Below are 17,368 nucleotides of genomic sequence, written 5' to 3'. Positions count from 1 at the left end.
GCCTAGACTTGACTGCTGCTGAACCCTCGAATCCTACAGGTTCGCTGCACGGAACAACAGGAAGGCACCACCCTCGTGACACGCGTCGGATCCCCAGTCGGCCAGGATCTCCGGACCGGACGGTGGTGGTCGCTCCCCCGCGTGGTCGACCGACGCGTCGTCGCACTGGCGTGGGCGTCCTTCGTGGTCGAGGTCGTGCTCATCGGTACGGGTGGCCTCGTCCGCCTCACCGCCTCGGGCCTCGGATGCCCCACCTGGCCCAAGTGCACGGCGGATTCGTTGGTCTCGACGCCCGAGATGGGGGTCCACGGCATCATCGAGTTCGGCAACCGGCTGTTGACATTCGTGCTCGTGATCGTGGCCGTCGCGATGTTCCTCGCGGTGGTCCGGATGCTCCGCACGCGCCCCGAACTCTTCTGGCTCGCGTTCGCTCAGGGCGTCGCGATCCCGGTGCAGGCGGTCATCGGCGGCATGAGCGTCTGGACGAACCTGAACCCGTTCGTCGTCGGCTTGCACTTCGTCGTCTCCGCTGCGCTCACCTCGGTGACCGCAGCCCTGGTCTACCGCACGATGAACGGCCCACGCACCGCCCAGCGCCTCGTCCCCGGCTGGTACACCGGCGTCGTCCGCGGGACCGTGGCCGCCGTCGTCGTCACCGTGCTCGTCGGCATCCTCACCACCGGCAGCGGCCCGCACGCCGGAGCCGACGCCGCGGTGGACGGCGGAAGCCTGCACCGCACCGGGTTCGACCCCGCGGTGATGGAGCACGTACACGCCTGGCCCGCGTACGCCCTGTTCGCGCTGACACTGGTGCTCGTCGTCGGAGCCGTCCGCCTGCGCCGACCGAGCAAGTGGCCGCTCATGCTGCTCGTCGTCGAGTTCCTGCAGATCGCGGTCGGGCTCACCCAGGCACGCACCGGCCTCCCCGTCGGACTCGTCGGCACGCACATGGTGCTCGCCGGGCTCCTCGTCGGAGCGGTCACGGCCGTGGTGCTGTCGACGCGGGCGTCGGCGGGCCGAAGTGCCGTCCGGGAACCCGTCGACGCCTGACGCCCGGGCGCGTCGCGCGCTCGACACCCGTTCTCCGACACCCCACGAGTCGTTCGACTCGTGGGGTGTCGCCTTTGCGGTGGGCATGGCCAGCGGGCGCTGACGACGCGGAACGGCACCGTCGACGTCGTCCGACATCCACTCCGTCGCTGCACGTCCGCGCCACCCGCGGTCCGCAGCCACTCGCGTCCGCCCCGCGGCCGACGCCCGCCGCGCCGGACGGGAGGCCCGTGGCGGGCCCGCTCCGCGCCTCCAGGCCGCCCCGTGCCCGGCACAGGACGCCGGCGGCACCACCCGGGGACGCCCCCGGACGCACGGAACGCCGCCGGATGCGGCGGCGTCTCGGCGAGGCGGCACGACGGCGTCGAGACGCCGCCGCACGCGTCAGAAGGTGAAGACCTGCGGCAGCAGCGGGTCGATGCCCACCGCGATGAACAGCAGCGTCAGGTACGTGATCGAGCTGTGGAACACGCGCATCGGCTGCACGTGCTCGACGTGCTGGATAGCCCGCGAGTACAGGCGGTGCGACTCGACGACGAACCAGATGCCCCCGGCCAGTGCCACCACGGTGTACAGCGGCCCCATGTGCGCGACGGGGACCAGGAGCAGCGAGCAGACGAGCGTGGCCCAGGCGTAGAGCACGACCTGCAGGCCGACGACGGTGCGGCCGCGGACCACGGCGAGCATCGGGACGTCGGCAGCGTCGTAGTCGTCGCGGTACTTCATCGAGAGCGGCCAGTAGTGCGGCGGCGTCCAGAGGAAGATCACCATGAACAGGATGACCGGGGTCCAGGTCAGCGACCCGGTCACACCCGCCCAGCCGATGAGCACGGGCATGCACCCGGCCGAGCCGCCCCAGACGATGTTCTGCGGGGTGCGGCGCTTGAGCCACAGCGTGTAGAGGAACACGTAGATCACGATCGCGACGACGCTGAGTGCCGCGGCGAGCCAGTTCACCAGGAACCCGAGCACCGCGGTCGACAGGACGCCGAGCACCCACGAGAACACCAGTGCCTCACGGTCGGAGAGCTCGCCGGTGACGAGCGGACGGGCGCTCGTGCGCTTCATCAGACGGTCGATGTCACGATCGATGTAGCAGTTGAAGGCCGACGCCGAGCCGGCCGACATGGCACCGCCGAGCAGCGTCCAGAAGACGAGCCACAGGTCGGGAACGCCCCGCTCGGCGAGGAACATCGTCGGCGCCGTGGTGACGAGCAACAGCTCCATCACCCGCGGTTTCGTCAACGAGACGTACGCACGGACCTTGCGGGACAGCGGCGATCTGGGTCGATCGGTGTCGGGCCGGGTCACGGTGGCAGTCGGCAAGAGAACCTCAGTCTGTTCGCATCAGCTCGCACACTCGGTGGACGACTGCGACGGCGTCCGGGCATGCGCTGACCCGGAATGTCCACGGGTCGCGACCAGTTTACGGGATGGAAGCGCCGCGACGGTGCCCCGCTCCGCCATCCCGGCGGGATCCGGACGCTCTCGACACGCCCGGATCGCCTCCTGACGGACGGTCCCCGTGAACATCGGGGGTCACCTGAACCCCTTCTGAGTGCCGGGTCACTATGCTGGAGAAGCCCTCCCGCAGTGCGCGCCCCGATGATGTCGGCCGCGATGAGCCGGTCGGCCGCCGCTCGGCGGCGACACGACTCGGCCCCGGGATGGCCACATGTCCGTGCGATGGCACGAGCCCTCGCACATGTCGCATCAAGAAGGGTCAACATCCAAGTGGCTGAATTCACCTGGGACGCCATCGACCGGAAGGCCGTCGACACGGCCCGCGTTCTCGCCGCCGACTCGGTCGAGGCCGCCGGCAACGGTCACCCCGGCACCGCGATGAGCCTCGCTCCGCTCGCCCACCTGCTCTTCCAGAAGGTGATGCGTCGCGACCCGAGCGACTCCACCTGGATCGGCCGTGACCGCTTCATCCTCTCCGCCGGGCACGCCTCGATCCTCCAGTACGTGCAGTTCTACCTGCACGGCTACGGCCTCGAGCTCGACGACCTGCAGCACCTTCGCAAGTGGGGCTCGAAGACTCCGGGTCACCCGGAGTACGGCCACACCGACGGTGTCGAGATCACCACCGGCCCGCTCGGCCAGGGCCTCGCGTCCTCGGTGGGCTTCGCCTACGCGCAGCGCTTCGAGCGTGGCCTGTTCGACCCGGAGACCCCGGCCGGCGAGTCGCCCTTCGACCACTTCACCTACGTGATCGCCGGCGACGGCGACATGCAGGAGGGCGTGACGAACGAGGCGGGTTCCCTCGCCGGTCGTCAGCAGCTCGGCAACCTGATCGCGTTCTACGACTCGAACCAGATCTCGATCGAGGACAACACCGACATCGCGTTCTCCGAGAGCGTCGCGGACCGCTACGAGGCCCTCGGCTGGCACGTCCAGATCGTGGACTGGAAGAAGACCGGCGAGTACTCCGAGGACGTCGAAGCGCTCCACGCCGCCATCGAGGCCGCCAAGCAGGTCACCGACAAGCCGTCGCTCATCGTGCTCAAGACGATCATCGGCTGGCCGTCGCCGACCAAGCAGAACTCGGGCAAGATCCACGGTTCTGCTCTCGGTGCCGACGAGATCAAGGGCCTCAAGGAGATCCTCGGTTTCGACACCGAGAAGACCTTCGAGGTCGCCCCCGAGGTCCTCGAGTACACCCGTGGTGCCGTCGCCAAGGGCCAGGAGCAGCACGCCGAGTGGCAGAAGTCCTTCGACGCGTGGGCCGCCGCCAACGCCGACAAGAAGGCGCTGTTCGACCGCATGCAGTCGAAGGAGCTCCCCGAGGGCCTCGAGGCAGCGCTGCCCGTCTTCCCGACCGACAAGGCCGTTTCGACCCGTGCGGCTTCCGGCAAGGTCATCAACGCCATCGCGCCGCTGATGCCCGAGTTCTGGGGAGGTTCCGCCGACCTCGCCGAGTCGAACCTCACCACGATCGAGGGCGCCAAGTCCTTCGGTCCGGCCGAGGCCTCGACGTCGACGTGGAGCACCGACCCGTACGGCCGCGTGCTGCACTTCGGCATCCGCGAGCACGCCATGGGCTCGATCCTCAACGGCATCGTCCTGCACGGGAACACCCGCCCGTTCGGTGGCACGTTCCTGATCTTCAGCGACTACATGCGTCCGGCGGTCCGTCTCGCCGCGCTCATGGGGGCGCCGGCGATCTACGTCTGGACCCACGACTCCATCGCCCTCGGCGAGGACGGCCCGACGCACCAGCCGATCGAGCAGGTCTCGTCGCTCCGTGCGATCCCAGGTCTCGACGTGGTCCGCCCCGCCGACGCCAACGAGGTCGCGTACGCGTGGCTCGAGATGCTCAAGCACACCGACCGCCCGGCCGGCATCGCGCTGAGCCGTCAGAACCTCCCCGTGTTCGAGCGTGGCGAGGGTGACGCCTCCGGTGAGGTCTTCGCTTCGGCGAAGAACGTCGCCAAGGGTGCGTACGTCCTGGCCGAGGCCCCGAACGGCACCCCGGACGTGATCCTCATCGCGACCGGATCCGAGGTCCAGATCGCCGTCGAGGCCCGCGAGCAGCTCAAGGGCGAGGGCGTCAACGCCCGCGTCGTGAGCGCACCGTCCATCGAGTGGTTCCGCGAGCAGTCCGCCGAGTACCAGGAGCAGGTGCTGCCGAAGGGCGTCACCGCTCGGGTGTCCGTCGAGGCCGGCATCGCCATGAGCTGGCGAGACATCGTCGGCGACAAGGGCCGCAGCGTCTCGATCGAGCACTTCGGTGCCTCGGCCGACTACCAGACGCTCTTCAAGGAGTTCGGCTTCACGACGGAGCACGTCGTGGCCGCCGCGAAGGAATCGATCGCGGCTTCCTGATCCCTCGAGGGCCGGGTCCGGTTTCCGGATCCGGCCCTTCTTCCGGGAGGCCCGGCTCGCTTCCGCCCCGCGCCTCCCGTCCCCGAAACCCCGACTCACGGTCCTCCACGGACCCGTCGATGAAAGAAGAAGAGAAACACATGGCTGACACCACCCCCACCGCCGCCCTCTCCGCGGTCGGCGTGAGCATCTGGCTCGACGACCTCTCCCGCGAGCTCCTCGAGACCGGCAAGCTGAACGAGCTCATCGAGCAGAAGAACGTCGTCGGCGTGACCACGAACCCGACGATCTTCGCTTCGGCCCTCGCCAAGGGCGAGCGCTACGACGCCCAGGTCAAGGAGCTCGCCGCCGCCGGCACCGAGCTCACCGACGCGATCTTCGAGATCACCACGCAGGACGTCGCGAACGCGTCCGACCTGTTCAAGCCGATCTACGACTCGACGAACGGCTTCGACGGCCGCGTGTCGATCGAGGTCGAGCCGGGCCTGGCACACGAGACCGCGAAGACCATCGAGCAGGCCAAGTTCCTGTTCGAGAAGGTCGGCCGCGAGAACGTCCTCATCAAGATCCCCGCGACCGTCGAGGGCCTCGAGGCCATCACCGAGGTCATCGGTGCCGGCATCTCCGTCAACGTCACCCTGATCTTCTCGCTCGAGCGCTACCGCGCCGTCATCGACGCGTACCTCGGTGGCCTCGAGAAGGCCAAGGCCGCGGGCCACGACCTCTCGAAGATCCACTCGGTGGCCTCGTTCTTCGTGTCGCGCGTCGACTCCGAGATCGACAAGCGCCTGGACGCAGTGGGCACCGACGAGGCCAAGGCCCTCAAGTCGAAGGCCGGCATCGCCAACGCTCAGCTCGCCTACCAGGTCTGGACCGAGGCCTTCGCCTCCGAGCGTGCCCTCGGCCTGCTCGAGTCCGGTGCGAACACGCAGCGTCCGCTCTGGGCCTCGACCGGTGTCAAGGACCCGTCGCTCCCCGACACGCTCTACGTGACCGAGCTCGCCGCCCCGAACACCGTCAACACGATGCCGGGCAAGACCCTCGACGCCACCTTCGATCACGGCGAGATCCACGGCGACGCCATCGCCGGCACGTTCGACGCCGCGCAGCAGGTCCTCGACCAGCTCGCCGCGCTGGGCATCGACTACGACGAGGTCGTCGCGCTGCTCGAGAAGGAGGGCGTGGACAAGTTCAACGTCTCCTGGGGTGAGCTCGTCGACACCGTCAAGAACGCGCTCGAGGGCGCCAAGTAGTGACGGTTTCCATCGCAGCCAGTGGCGATGCCGCGCGGGCCATCGAACAGGTGGTCCCGCGGCTCGTCGCTGACCTGGTGGCCTCGGGCATCACCGCCCAGGACGCCGATCTGTGGGGAACCGACGCCGAGGCCGAGGCGTCGAAGCGCCTCGGCTGGGTGGAGGCCGTCTCGGTCTCCCGCCCGCTCGTCGCCGAGGTGACAGCGTTGCGCGAGTCGCTCCGTGCCGAAGGGGTCGACCACGTCGTCCTCGCCGGCATGGGCGGCTCGTCGCTCGCCCCCGAGGTCATCACGCGCACTGCCGGTGTCCCGCTCACGGTCCTCGACTCGACCGACCCCGGGCAGGTCCGGGCCGCCGTCACGACCGACCTCGAGCGCACCGTCCTCGTCGTGTCCTCGAAGTCCGGCTCCACGCTGGAGACCGACTCGCAGCGCCGTGTCTACGAGCAGGCATTCCGCGACGCCGGCATCGACCCGGCCCGCCGCATCGTCGTGGTGACCGACCCGGGTTCCGCGCTCGAGGCGATCGCGATCGACGCCGGCTACCGCGTCTTCACAGCCGACCCGACCGTCGGTGGCCGCTACTCCGCGCTCACCGCCTTCGGCCTCGTGCCGTCCGGTCTCGCCGGCGCGGACATCGCGGAGCTCCTCGACGAGGCCGACGCCATCTCGGCGCTGCTCTCGGTGGACCTCGACGAGAACCCCGGGCTCGTGCTCGGTGCGGTCCTCGCCGGCACCGAGCCGCTGCGCGACAAGATCGCGATCGTGCCGGACGGCACCCACATCGTCGGTCTCGGCGACTGGGTCGAACAGCTGGTCGCGGAGTCCACCGGCAAGGACGGCCGCGGGCTGCTGCCGGTGGTGCTCCACGCGGACTCCCCCGAGGTCACCGCCGGCCTGCCGGACGTCCAGGTCATCCGCCTGGTCGGATCGCGCGAGGACGAGCGCCACGTCGCCGAGGGCGAGGTGGAGATCACCGGCACGCTCGGTGGTCAGATCCTCGTCTGGGAGTACGCGGTCGCGGTCGCCGGCCGACTGCTCGGCATCAACCCGTTCGACCAGCCCGACGTCGAGGCCGCCAAGGTCGAGACCCGGGCGCTGCTCGAGGACCGCCCCGAGCCCGTTGCGCCGGCGTTCTCCGAGGACGGCGTCGCCGTCCGCGCGACGCCCGGACTGACGGTCGGGACGACGCTCGCAGAAGCCGTGTCGGGCCTCCTGTCCGCACTGGACCCGACCGGGTACGTGTCGGTCCAGGCGTACGTCGACCGCACCGGGAGCCGCGACCTCGAGTCGTTGCGCGACGCGATCGCGGCGCGCACGAGCCGTCCCGTCACCTTCGGGTACGGGCCGCGGTTCCTGCACTCGACCGGCCAGTACCACAAGGGCGGCCCCGCCACGGGAGTGTTCCTGCAGATCGTGGCCGACGGCGCGGAGGACCTGGCCATCCCGGGTCGGCCGTTCACGTTCGGGCAGCTCCTCCAGGCACAGGCCGCCGGCGACGCGAGTGTCCTCGCCGAGCACGGCCGGCCGGTCCTCACCCTCACGACGTCGGACGTCCACGCCGCCACCGCGGCGATCGCGTCCGCCGTCTCCCACTGACTCTCGAAGGAGTTCACCGACTCATGTCACCCGTGGCAATCACCCCGGAGCACAACCCGCTCCGGCTGCCGACGGATCGTCGACTGAACCGGATCGCGGGCCCGAGCACGCTCATCATCTTCGGCGTGACGGGCGACCTGTCACGCAAGAAGCTGATGCCCGCGGTCTACGACCTGGCCAACCGGGGGCTGCTTCCCCCGGGGTTCGCGCTCGTCGGTTTCGCCCGGCGCGACTGGGAGGACCAAGACTTCTCCCAGCTCGTGCACGACGCGGTCAAGGAGCACTCGCGCACCCCGTTCGACGAGGACGTCTGGCGTCAGCTCGAACAGGGCATCCGCTTCGTGCAGGGCTCGTTCGACGACCCCGAGGCCTTCCGTGAACTGAAGCGCACCGTCGACGACCTCGACGCTGAACGCGGCACGCTCGGCAACCACGCGTTCTACCTGTCCATCCCGCCGAAGATGTTCCCGGTCGTCACCGAGCAGCTCAAGCTGTCCGGCCTGACCGAGAAACGCGAGGGCTCCTGGAGCCGCGTGGTCGTCGAGAAGCCCTTCGGCTCCGATCTCCGCACCGCGCGTGAACTGAACGCCATCGTCGAGAGCGTGTTCGCGCCCGACGACGTGTTCCGCATCGACCACTACCTCGGCAAGGAGACGGTCCAGAACCTCCTGACCCTGCGGTTCGCGAACCAGATGTACGAACCCATCTGGAACTCGAACTACGTCGACCACGTGCAGATCACCATGGCCGAGGACATCGGCGTCGCCGGACGTGCCGCGTACTACGACGGCATCGGTGCGGCGCGTGATGTCATCCAGAACCACCTGCTGCAGCTCCTCGCACTCACCGCGATGGAGGAGCCGGTCTCCTTCAAGGCCGCGGACCTCCGCGCCGAGAAGGAGAAGGTGCTCTCCGCCGTGCGGCTGCCCGAGGACCTGTCGACCGCGACCGCCCGAGGGCAGTACGCGGGCGGCTGGCAGGGCGGCGAGAAGGTGCTCGGCTTCCTCGAGGAAGGCGGCATGGACCCCGAGTCCGGCACCGAGACGTACGCAGCGATCAAGCTCGACATCGCCACCCGACGCTGGCAGGGCGTGCCGTTCTACCTGCGGGCCGGCAAGCGCCTGGGCCGTAGAGTCACCGAGATCGCGATCGTGTTCAAGCGCGTCCCGGAGGACGTCTACGGCAACTCGCAGTCCCCGCTCGGTCAGAACGCGCTCGTGATCCGCGTCCAGCCGGACGAAGGCGTCACGCTCCGCTTCGGTTCGAAGGTCCCCGGCGTCGGCACCCAGGTGCGCGACGTGACGATGGACTTCGGCTACGGCCACGCGTTCACCGAAGCATCACCCGAGGCGTACGAGCGACTCATCCTCGACGTGCTCCTCGGTGACCCACCGCTGTTCCCGCGGCACCAGGAGGTCGAGCTCTCCTGGAAGATCCTCGACCCGATCGAGGAGTTCTGGGCCACGCAGGGCCAGCCCGAGCAGTACCGTCCCGGCACGTGGGGCCCGGCGTCCGCCGATGCCCTGCTCGCGCGCGACGGTCGGACCTGGAGGCGTCCATGAAGATCGACATGCCGAACACCACGGTGTCGAGGATCCAGAAGAAGCTCGTCCGCATCCGCGAGGAGGGCGGCGCCGTCGCCCTCGGCCGGGTGCTGACCCTCATCATCTCGACGGCACTCGGTCACGAGGAAGAGGCGATCGAGGCAGCGAACGAGGCGTCCCGCGAGCACCCGATGCGCGTCATCATCGTGTCGAAGAACAGCGGAGACACGAAGTCCCCCGGTCGTCTCGACGCCCAGATCCGCGTCGGCAGCGATGCGGGGGCCAGCGAGGTCATCGTCCTGCGCGCGTACGGCGAGACCGCGACCGACGAGGAGAGCCTGGTCACGGGCCTCCTGCTGCCCGACGCCCCCGTCGTCGCGTGGTGGCCGCAGACCGCTCCGGAACAGCCCGCTGCCTCGGCCCTGGGCCGCATCGCCCAGCGCCGGATCACCGACGCCGCGGCGCAGAAGGACCCGAACGGAGCGATCGAGGCCCTCGGCGCGTCCTACGTGCCTGGTGACACCGACTTCGCGTGGACCCGTCTGACCCTCTGGCGGAACCAGCTCGCCGCGGCGCTCGACCAGCCGCCGTACGAGCCGATCACCGCGGTGGAGGTCTCCGGTGCGTCCGACAGCCCGTCGACGATCCTGCTCGCGGCCTGGCTGCAGCTGCAGCTCGAGGTCCCGGTGTCCGTCGTGACCTCGCCGCGTGCGACGGGGTCGAGCGGCATCCACGGTGTCAAGCTCGTGCGCGAGTCCGGCACCATCGAGCTCGAGCGATCCCTGGTGGACGTCGCGACGCTGTCGATGCCCGGGCAACCGACGCACGATCTGTCGCTGCCACGCCGTAACCTGCGCGACTGCCTCGCCGAGGAACTCCGTAGACTCGACGCGGACGTCCTCTTCGGAGACGTCGTCAAGCACGGGGTGCCCCAGCTGCGCGAGACCATCGCCCGCTGATCCGCACCCCACACGGTCGGGCCGCCTGTCTGGTGCAGGCGGCCCGACCGGACCGAAGGCGGTCGGACGACCGGCCGACCGCCACGAACACGGGAGTCACGTGACCAACGAACGGCGGGTGCTCGTGCACCCGGACAAGCAGGCCCTCGGCGCTTCGGTCGCCGCACGCTTCATCACGAAGATCATCGACGTGCTCGACGAGCAGGAGCGTGCGGACATCGCGATCAGCGGTGGCTCGGTGTCGTCGCTCGTCCTCGCCGCGATCGGCCAGTCGCCGGCGCGCGAGAGCGTCGACTGGTCGAAAGTGCACGTCTGGTGGGTCGACGAGCGCTGGGTCCCGGCGAACGATGCCGACCGCAACACCACGGGAACGCAGACGGACTTCTTCGACCACGTCGACATCCCGGCGTCGAACATCCACCCGATGCCGGCCTCGGACGGTGGGCTCGACATCGAGGCCGCTGCGTCCCAGTACGAGCGCGAGCTGCAGGACGCCGCACCCGAGGGCGCCGTCGCCCCTCGCTTCGACATCACGTTGCTCGGTGTCGGCCCCGACGGTCACACTGCGTCGCTGTTCCCCGAGTTCCCGCAGCTCACCGTCGCCGACCGTGCCGTCGTGTCGGTCGACGACTCCCCCAAGCCGCCACCGCAGCGTCTGACGGTCACCTTCCCGGTGATCAACGCCTCGCAGCGCGTCTGGGTGATCCTCTCCGGTGCCGAGAAGGCGTCCGTCCTCGGCCTCGCGCTGGCCGGTGCGTCCGTCGAGGACGTGCCGGTCGGCGGGGTGCAGGGCCGCAAGCGCACGGTCTTCTTCGTGGACCAGGACGCCGCTCGCGACGTCCCCGAGAACCTGATCGCGTCGACGTACTAGACGCGCGCTCCTGACGGACAGGAGGCCCGGTGCCAGCTGGCACCGGGCCTGCTGTCCGTCTGTGGTCGCGCCCATCGCGTGCGCCGATCTGTCCCGACGCCCCGCCGTTGCAACGCCGAGTGGTCACGAACTGTCTGCTGCGGACGCCCCAGGCGACAGAACGCGCCACCTCGGCGCACCGCACGCGGCGTGTTGTGACGACTCGGCGAGCGAGGCACCCGCCGCCGAGCACTGCCGGCACTCCCCCGCACGCACGAAGGCCCCGGCACCATGGGTGCGGGGGCCTTCGTCAGTGCGTGTTCGCTAGGCCTTCTTGGCCGCGGTACCACGACGCTCGCGGAGCTGCTGGAGCGCGTCCTCGAGGAGCTGCGCTGCCTCTTCCTCGGTGCGGCGTTCCTTCACGTACGCGAGGTGCGTCTTGTAGGGCTCCGTCTTGGAGACCACGGGAGGGTTCTCCTTGTCGCGCCCAGCCGGGAGACCGCTCGACGGCGAGTCGACCGTCTCGGGGATCTCCTCGTCGGGGAGGTTCGCGGCGAAGTACCGCACGACCTCGTTGCCGAGGGCGTCCCAGTACGAGATCGCCACCCGCTCTGCCTGGACCCCGCGGTCCTGTTCTCCCATCGGGCCCGCGCCGACGCGAGACCCTCGGATTGCACTGCCTCCGCTTGCCATGGATCAGACCCCCGCCGTGAACTTGTTGATGAGACCGAGCACGATGATGGAGACGATCCAGACCAGACCGAGGATCACCGTGATGCGGTTGAGGTTGCGCTCGGCCACGCCGGACGCACCGAGGTTGCTCGTCACCCCGCCGCCGAACATGTCGGAGAGGCCACCACCGCGGCCCTTGTGCAGCAGGATGAGGAGCGTGAGCAGGAGGCTCGTGATTGCGAGCAGGACCTGCAGCACGACGGAGAGTATCGCCACGACGTACCTTTCGTGTCAGTCAGCCGTACCAGTGTACCGGCCGCGCAGCGCACGGCCGGTACACGGACGGGAGTGGTGCAGAAGTGCAGCCGGTGTCGACTACAGCCCGACGTGCTGGCGGAACCGGGCGATCGCCGCGAACTCCTGCACGTCGAGCGATGCGCCGCCGACGAGGGCGCCATCGATGTCGGGCTCACGGAGGAACCCGGCGATGTTGCTGGACTTGACCGAGCCACCGTAGAGCACCCGGGTATCGACGGCGGCCTGGTCACCCCAGGCTGCTGCGATCCCGCGACGGATGGCGGCGCACTCGTCCTGTGCCTGTTCGGCGGTGGCGGCCTGACCGGAGCCGATGGCCCAGACGGGTTCGTACGCCACGACGAACTCGGCGGGCTTGACCGCGTCGAGCACGACACGCAGCTGCTCGACCGGCACGACGCCGGCGCCGCGCTCGTCACGCTGCTCACCGGTCTCGCCGACGCAGACCACCGGCACGAGCCCGTGCTTGACGGCCGCGGCCGTCTTGGCGGCGACGACCTCGTCGGTCTCCCCGTGCAGCGTCCGCCGCTCGGAGTGTCCGACGATCACGTACTGGGCGTCGAGTGCCGCCAGGAACGCACCGGAGACATCGCCCGTGTAGGCACCGGAGTCGTACTGCGACAGGTCCTGGGCGCCGAAGCGGATCGGCAGCTTGTCGGCCGAGATGAGCGTCTGCACGCTCCGCAGGTCGGTGAAGGGCGGGAAGACGGCGACCTCGACGTCGTCGAAGTCGTGCCGGGCGTCCTTCAGCGTCCACGCGAGCTTCTGCACCGTGGCGATCGCCTGCAGGTGATCCAGGTTCATCTTCCAGTTGCCAGCGATCAGCGGCGTCCGGGTCATGCGGACCACCCCAGTGCCTCGAGACCGGGGAGCGACTTGCCCTCGAGGAACTCGAGGCTCGCACCGCCACCCGTGGAGATGTGCCCGAACCGGTCGTCCGAGAAGCCGAGCGAGCGTACGGCTGCTGCAGAGTCGCCACCACCGACGACGCCGAGGCCGTCGACCTCGGTCAGCGCCTGGGCGACGGTCTTCGTGCCGGCGGCGAAAGCCGGGAACTCGAACACACCCATCGGGCCGTTCCAGAACACGGTCTTCGACGCGGAGACGGCCGCGGCGAACCGAGCGGCGGTCTCCGGGCCGATGTCGAGGCCGATGCCGTCGGCACCGAACGACGAGGACTCGATCGCGTCGGCCGCGACGGTCTCGTGGTCCGCGTCCGCCGCGAAACCGGAGGCCACCACGACGTCGGTCGGCAGGTCGATGGTCACACCGAGTTCCTTCGCCCGCGAGACGTACTCGCGGACGACGTCGAGCTGATCGGCCTCGAGCAGGGACTTCGCGACTCCGTGACCCTGGGCCGCGAGGAACGTGAAGAGCATGCCGCCACCGATGCAGAGGGTGTCGACCTTCGGCAGGATGTGGTCGATGACGCCGAGCTTGTCGCTGACCTTCGAGCCGCCGAGCACCACCGTGTAGGGGCGCTCCGGGTCCTTGGTCAGCCGCTCGAGGACGCCGAGTTCGGTCTCGATGAGCGAACCGGCCGCACTGGGCAGCGCGGACGCGAGCTCGTAGACCGACGCCTGCTTGCGGTGCACGACACCGAAGCCGTCGGAGACGAAGGCGTCTCCGAGTGCGGCGATGCGGTCCGCGAAGGCACCGCGCTCGGCGGCGTCCTTCGAGGTCTCCTCCGGGTTGAACCGGAGGTTCTCGAGCAGCAGGACGTCGCCGTCCTCGAGGCCCTCGGCGGCAGCGGTCGCCTCGTCACCGACGGTCTCGCCGACGAACGTGACCTCTTTCCCGAGCAGCTCGGAGAGCCGCTGGGCCACGGGTGCGAGCGAGAACTCCGGCTTGGGTTCCCCGTCGGGGCGGCCCAGGTGGGAGATCACGATGACGCTCGCGCCGGCGGTGATGAGGGTGTTGAGGGTCGTCAACGACGCCCGGATGCGGCCGTCGTCCGTGATCACGCCGTCCTTGAGCGGGACGTTCAGGTCACAACGGACGACGACGCGCTTGCCGGCGAGGTCGCCGAGGTCCTCGAGGGTGCGGAGGGCCATGTGTTAGAGCCGCTCGCCCACGTACTCGGTGAGGTCGACGAGACGGTTCGAGTAGCCCCACTCGTTGTCGTACCACGAGGTGATCTTCACGAGGCTGCCCATGACCTTGGTCAGGCCGGAGTCGTAGATCGAGGAGTGCGGGTCCGTGGTGATGTCGGTCGACACCAACGGGTCCTCGCTGTAGAGCAGGATGCCCTTGAGGGGCCCCTCTGCTGCTTCCTTGTAGGCGGCGTTGATCTCGTCGACGGTGACCTCGGACTTGGTCTCGAGGGTCAGGTCGGTGATGGAACCGGTGGGGACCGGCACGCGCAGGGCGAAGCCGTCCAGCTTGCCGGCGAGCTCGGGGAGCACGAGGCCGATGGCCTTCGCGGCACCGGTCGAGGTCGGCACGATGTTCAGCGCGGCGGCACGGGCACGACGGGGGTCCTTGTGCGGGCCGTCCTGCAGGTTCTGGTCGGCGGTGTAGGCGTGCACCGTCGTCATGAGCCCGCGCTCGATGCCGAACTTGTCGTGGAACACCTTTGCGAGCGGCGCGAGGCTGTTCGTCGTGCAGGACGCGTTCGAGATGATGTGGTGGTTCGCGGGGTCGTACTGCCCCTCGTTCACGCCGAGCACGATGGTGACGTCGTCACCCGAGGCCGGAGCGGAGATGATGACCTTCTTGGCGCCGGCGTCGATGTGCTTCTGCGCATCTGCAGCCTTGGTGAAGAAACCGGTCGACTCGATGACGATGTCGACGCCCAGCTCGCCCCAGGGGAGCTTGGCGGGGTCGCGCTCGGCGAGGACCTTGATGGCCTTGCCGTCGACGACGATGTTGTCGCCGTCGAGCTCGACGGTCGCGGGGAGCTTGCCCGTGATGGAATCGAACTTGAGCAGGTTGGCGAGCGACGCGTTGTCGGTGAGGTCGTTCACCGCCACGATCTCGAGGTCGGAGCCCTTCGCGAGGGCGGCCCGGAAGAAGTTACGGCCGATTCGGCCGAAGCCGTTGATACCGATCTTGACGGTCAATGGATCTCCTGGTGGTGTGGAGCGCCCAGGGGGCGCTGCTTTCGGGAGTCGCGTACCCTGGCGGGCCCGCGTGTGGTGGACGATACGCCCCGTAACGTCGCCGTAACGACCCTAGCAGTCGGACACTGCGCGCCCGAGCGAGATGACGGTCCGTCCGGACGGTCCCCGAGGGGCCGGACACGGGCCGGAGAGTGGCCGCAGAAGGGACGGGAGGCGCGGTGCTAGCTGGCACCGCGCCTCCCGTCAGCAGGGTCGACAGCCCGTCTCTCAGGCCCCTTCGAGCTCTTCCGGGACGCTCGCCTCGGTGCCCGGGATGCCGAGGTCGGAGGCCCGCTTGTCGGCCATCGCGAGGAGCCGGCGGATGCGGCCGGCGATCGCGTCCTTCGTCATGGGTGGGTCCGCGTGCTGCCCGAGCTCGTCGAGCGAGGCGTCACGGTGCTCCAGGCGCAGCGCGCCGGCGTACTTGAGGTGGTCGGGGACCTCGTCGCCGAGGATCTCGAGCGCGCGCTCCACCCGCGCGCAGGCAGCCACTGCGGCCTGCGCGGAACGACGCAGGTTCGCGTCGTCGAAGTTGACCAGCCGGTTCGCGGTGGCCCGGACCTCGCGACGCTGCCGCATCTCCTCCCAGTCGGCGGTGGTGCGTGCGGCGCCCATGACGGTGAGCATCTGGCCGATGGCCTCGCCATCGCGGATGACGACGCGGTGCACCCCGCGGACCTCACGGCCCTTCGCGGCGACGCCGAGCCGGGAGGCTGCACCGACGAGGGCCATGGCGGCCTCGTTGCCAGGGCACGTGACCTCGAGCGCGGCCGCACGACCCGGGTCGGTCAGTGTGCCGGAGGCCAGGAACGCGCCACGCCAGATGGCGGCGAGGTCCTCGCGGTTGCCCGTGGTCAGCCGGTTCGGCAGCCCACGGACCGGGCGGCGACGCGCGTCCATCAGGCCGGTCTGGCGTGCGAGGGTCTCCCCCGCCTCGAGCACGCGGACCAGGTAGCGGGTCCCGCGACGGGACGACGCGGACGATCCCACGGACGCTTCGCTCCGCACGCCGTACAGCTCGGCGAGGTCCTTGCGGACCCGGTGCACGATGATGCGGGTGTCGAGCTCGACCTCGACCGCGATGCGGCCCGAGATGACGTGCAGACCACCCGCGAACCGGAGGATCGTGGCCAGTTCGGCGGCGCGGACCGTGTTGCGGTTCACGGCGACCCTGGCCAGTTCGTCCTTGACCTCGGCAGTCAACGGCACAGCATCATTCCTAACGTTCATCTGGTGGTTCCCGCAGATCCGGCGGCACGGGCGTGGAGGCGGCCGGAGGGACGGTCACTCCCGGCCGAGATCTCGGTTCTTCACACGCACGGCGACGCCTGGCATCCCGCGGAGGAGGTTCGCCAACTCGGCGACGATGGCGACCGAGCGGTGCTTCCCGCCGGTACAGCCGATGGCGATCGTAGCGTGTCTTTTGTTCTCGCGCTGGTACCCCTCGAGCACCGGCTCGAGCACGGAGGCGTACCGATCGACGAACGGACGGGCTCCGGCCTGGGCGAGCACGTAGTCGGAGACCGGTTGGTCCAGCCCGGTGTGCGGCCGGAGTTCCGGCAGCCAGTAAGGGTTGGGGAGGAACCGGACATCGGCCACCATGTCCGCGTCGGCGGGCAGTCCGTACTTGAACCCGAAGCTCATCAGCGTGACCTGCACGCCCACGAAGTGCTCGTCGGCGAACTGCTCGATCACGGTGTTCGCGAGCTGGTGGATGTTGAGGTCCGAGGTGTCGATCACCATGTCGGATGCTTCGCGGAGCCCGGCGAGCCGGGCTCGCTCGCGCGCGATGCCGTCGAGCAGCGTGTCCTCACCCTGCAGCGGGTGCGGTCGACGGACCTGCTCGAAGCGGCGTACCAGGACCGCGTCGGTCGCCTCGAGGAAGAGCACGCGGACCCGGGCAGACGTGCTCGACCGGACCTGCTCGACCGCGTGCTCCGGGTCGGTGAAGAACCGACCGCCGCGGACGTCGACGACGGTCGCGATCTTCGGGATCTTCTCCCCCGCACGGTCTGCCAGCTCGGTGAGCGGGGCCAGCATCTGCGTCGGCAGGTTGTCGACGACGTACCAACCGAGGTCTTCCAAGGCCTTGCCGACCGTGGAACGCCCGGCACCGGACATGCCGGTGACGATGAGGATGTCGTGCTGCGACGCGTGCGTGGTCGCTGTGGCGCTGTCGGTCATCTGGGAGTGGGCTC

General features: G+C 69.4%; 15 protein-coding genes. 7 read left to right on the top strand and 8 right to left on the bottom strand.

Annotation, left to right across the window (positions count from 1 at the left end):
• Positions 1-75: 75 nt before the first annotated feature.
• A complete protein-coding gene (locus ITJ56_RS08670; protein ID WP_194629724.1) occupies positions 76-1,050 on the top strand; it encodes a COX15/CtaA family protein in 975 nt (324 codons plus the stop codon).
• A gap of 384 nt (positions 1,051-1,434) precedes the next feature.
• On the opposite strand, the gene ITJ56_RS08665 is transcribed toward ITJ56_RS08670, so the two are convergent.
• On the bottom strand, positions 1,435-2,361 hold the full coding sequence (locus ITJ56_RS08665; protein WP_194629908.1) for a heme o synthase: 927 nt from the start codon (positions 2,359-2,361) through the stop codon (positions 1,435-1,437).
• A gap of 423 nt (positions 2,362-2,784) precedes the next feature.
• Between ITJ56_RS08665 and tkt the strand changes: the two genes are divergently transcribed.
• From tkt to pgl, 6 genes are all read left to right on the top strand, one after another.
• Entirely contained in the window at positions 2,785-4,878 is a 2,094-nt protein-coding gene (gene tkt / locus ITJ56_RS08660) for a transketolase (protein WP_194629722.1), read from the top strand.
• A 140-nt stretch (positions 4,879-5,018) separates the two neighbouring features.
• A complete protein-coding gene (gene tal, locus ITJ56_RS08655) occupies positions 5,019-6,131 on the top strand; it encodes a transaldolase (RefSeq protein WP_194629720.1) in 1,113 nt (370 codons plus the stop codon).
• Complete coding sequence (locus tag ITJ56_RS08650; RefSeq protein WP_194629718.1) at positions 6,131-7,729, top strand: glucose-6-phosphate isomerase; 1,599 nt, start codon at positions 6,131-6,133, stop codon at positions 7,727-7,729. Before tal ends, ITJ56_RS08650 begins: the two co-directional genes overlap by 1 nt.
• Positions 7,730-7,752: 23 nt before the next feature.
• Positions 7,753-9,291: a glucose-6-phosphate dehydrogenase gene (zwf, locus tag ITJ56_RS08645; protein WP_017887260.1), complete on the top strand. Its 1,539-nt coding sequence runs from the start codon at positions 7,753-7,755 to the stop codon at positions 9,289-9,291.
• Positions 9,288-10,232 carry a glucose-6-phosphate dehydrogenase assembly protein OpcA gene (locus ITJ56_RS08640; RefSeq protein ID WP_194629717.1) on the top strand — a complete coding sequence of 315 codons (945 nt, stop codon included), beginning with the start codon at positions 9,288-9,290 and terminating at the stop codon, positions 10,230-10,232. Before zwf ends, ITJ56_RS08640 begins: the two co-directional genes overlap by 4 nt.
• Before the next feature lie 100 nt (positions 10,233-10,332).
• Positions 10,333-11,103, top strand: coding sequence for a 6-phosphogluconolactonase (gene pgl, locus ITJ56_RS08635; RefSeq protein WP_194629715.1), 771 nt, complete (start codon positions 10,333-10,335; stop codon positions 11,101-11,103).
• Between the two features lie 303 nt (positions 11,104-11,406).
• Here the strand turns inward: pgl and ITJ56_RS08630 are convergent, their stop codons facing one another.
• The 7 genes from ITJ56_RS08630 to rapZ all read right to left on the bottom strand — a co-directional run bounded on the left by ITJ56_RS08630 (position 11,407) and on the right by rapZ (position 17,354).
• The gene (locus tag ITJ56_RS08630) at positions 11,407-11,775 is read right to left on the bottom strand and encodes an RNA polymerase-binding protein RbpA (protein ID WP_027465686.1); all 369 of its coding nucleotides are present in this window, start codon (positions 11,773-11,775) and stop codon (positions 11,407-11,409) included.
• A 3-nt stretch (positions 11,776-11,778) separates the two neighbouring features.
• Positions 11,779-12,030, bottom strand: a complete 252-nt coding sequence (gene secG, locus ITJ56_RS08625) for a preprotein translocase subunit SecG (protein ID WP_017887256.1) — start codon at positions 12,028-12,030, stop codon at positions 11,779-11,781.
• Positions 12,031-12,129: 99 nt separating this feature from the next.
• Positions 12,130-12,909 carry a triose-phosphate isomerase gene (gene tpiA / locus ITJ56_RS08620; RefSeq protein WP_194629713.1) on the bottom strand — a complete coding sequence of 260 codons (780 nt, stop codon included), beginning with the start codon at positions 12,907-12,909 and terminating at the stop codon, positions 12,130-12,132.
• A complete protein-coding gene (locus ITJ56_RS08615; protein WP_194629711.1) occupies positions 12,906-14,123 on the bottom strand; it encodes a phosphoglycerate kinase in 1,218 nt (405 codons plus the stop codon). The genes tpiA and ITJ56_RS08615 overlap by 4 nt, the downstream gene beginning before the upstream one ends.
• Before the next feature lie 3 nt (positions 14,124-14,126).
• Entirely contained in the window at positions 14,127-15,131 is a 1,005-nt protein-coding gene (gene gap, locus ITJ56_RS08610; RefSeq protein ID WP_194629709.1) for a type I glyceraldehyde-3-phosphate dehydrogenase, read from the bottom strand.
• Between the two features lie 267 nt (positions 15,132-15,398).
• A complete protein-coding gene (gene whiA / locus ITJ56_RS08605) occupies positions 15,399-16,379 on the bottom strand; it encodes a DNA-binding protein WhiA (protein ID WP_194629699.1) in 981 nt (326 codons plus the stop codon).
• 75 nt (positions 16,380-16,454) lie between these two features.
• Positions 16,455-17,354, bottom strand: a complete 900-nt coding sequence (rapZ, locus tag ITJ56_RS08600) for an RNase adapter RapZ (RefSeq protein ID WP_194629697.1) — start codon at positions 17,352-17,354, stop codon at positions 16,455-16,457.
• Positions 17,355-17,368: the final 14 nt, after the last annotated feature.

Origin of the sequence: Curtobacterium sp. VKM Ac-1376 (genome assembly GCF_015351025.1) — a bacterium.
GTDB lineage: Bacteria > Actinomycetota > Actinomycetes > Actinomycetales > Microbacteriaceae > Curtobacterium.
Note: the sequence above shows the minus strand (reverse complement) of the source record. Positions and strands in the feature narration are given on the sequence as shown.

Coding starts and splice junctions, on each gene's coding strand:
- zwf (WP_017887260.1), top strand. CDS start 7,753: ATGTCACCCGTGGCAATCACCCCGGAGCACAACCCGCTCCGGCTGCCG.
- tpiA (WP_194629713.1), bottom strand. CDS start 12,909: ATGACCCGGACGCCGCTGATCGCTGGCAACTGGAAGATGAACCTGGAT.
- ITJ56_RS08640 (WP_194629717.1), top strand. CDS start 9,288: ATGAAGATCGACATGCCGAACACCACGGTGTCGAGGATCCAGAAGAAG.
- ITJ56_RS08615 (WP_194629711.1), bottom strand. CDS start 14,123: ATGGCCCTCCGCACCCTCGAGGACCTCGGCGACCTCGCCGGCAAGCGC.
- ITJ56_RS08630 (WP_027465686.1), bottom strand. CDS start 11,775: ATGGCAAGCGGAGGCAGTGCAATCCGAGGGTCTCGCGTCGGCGCGGGC.
- rapZ (WP_194629697.1), bottom strand. CDS start 17,354: ATGACCGACAGCGCCACAGCGACCACGCACGCGTCGCAGCACGACATC.
- tal (WP_194629720.1), top strand. CDS start 5,019: ATGGCTGACACCACCCCCACCGCCGCCCTCTCCGCGGTCGGCGTGAGC.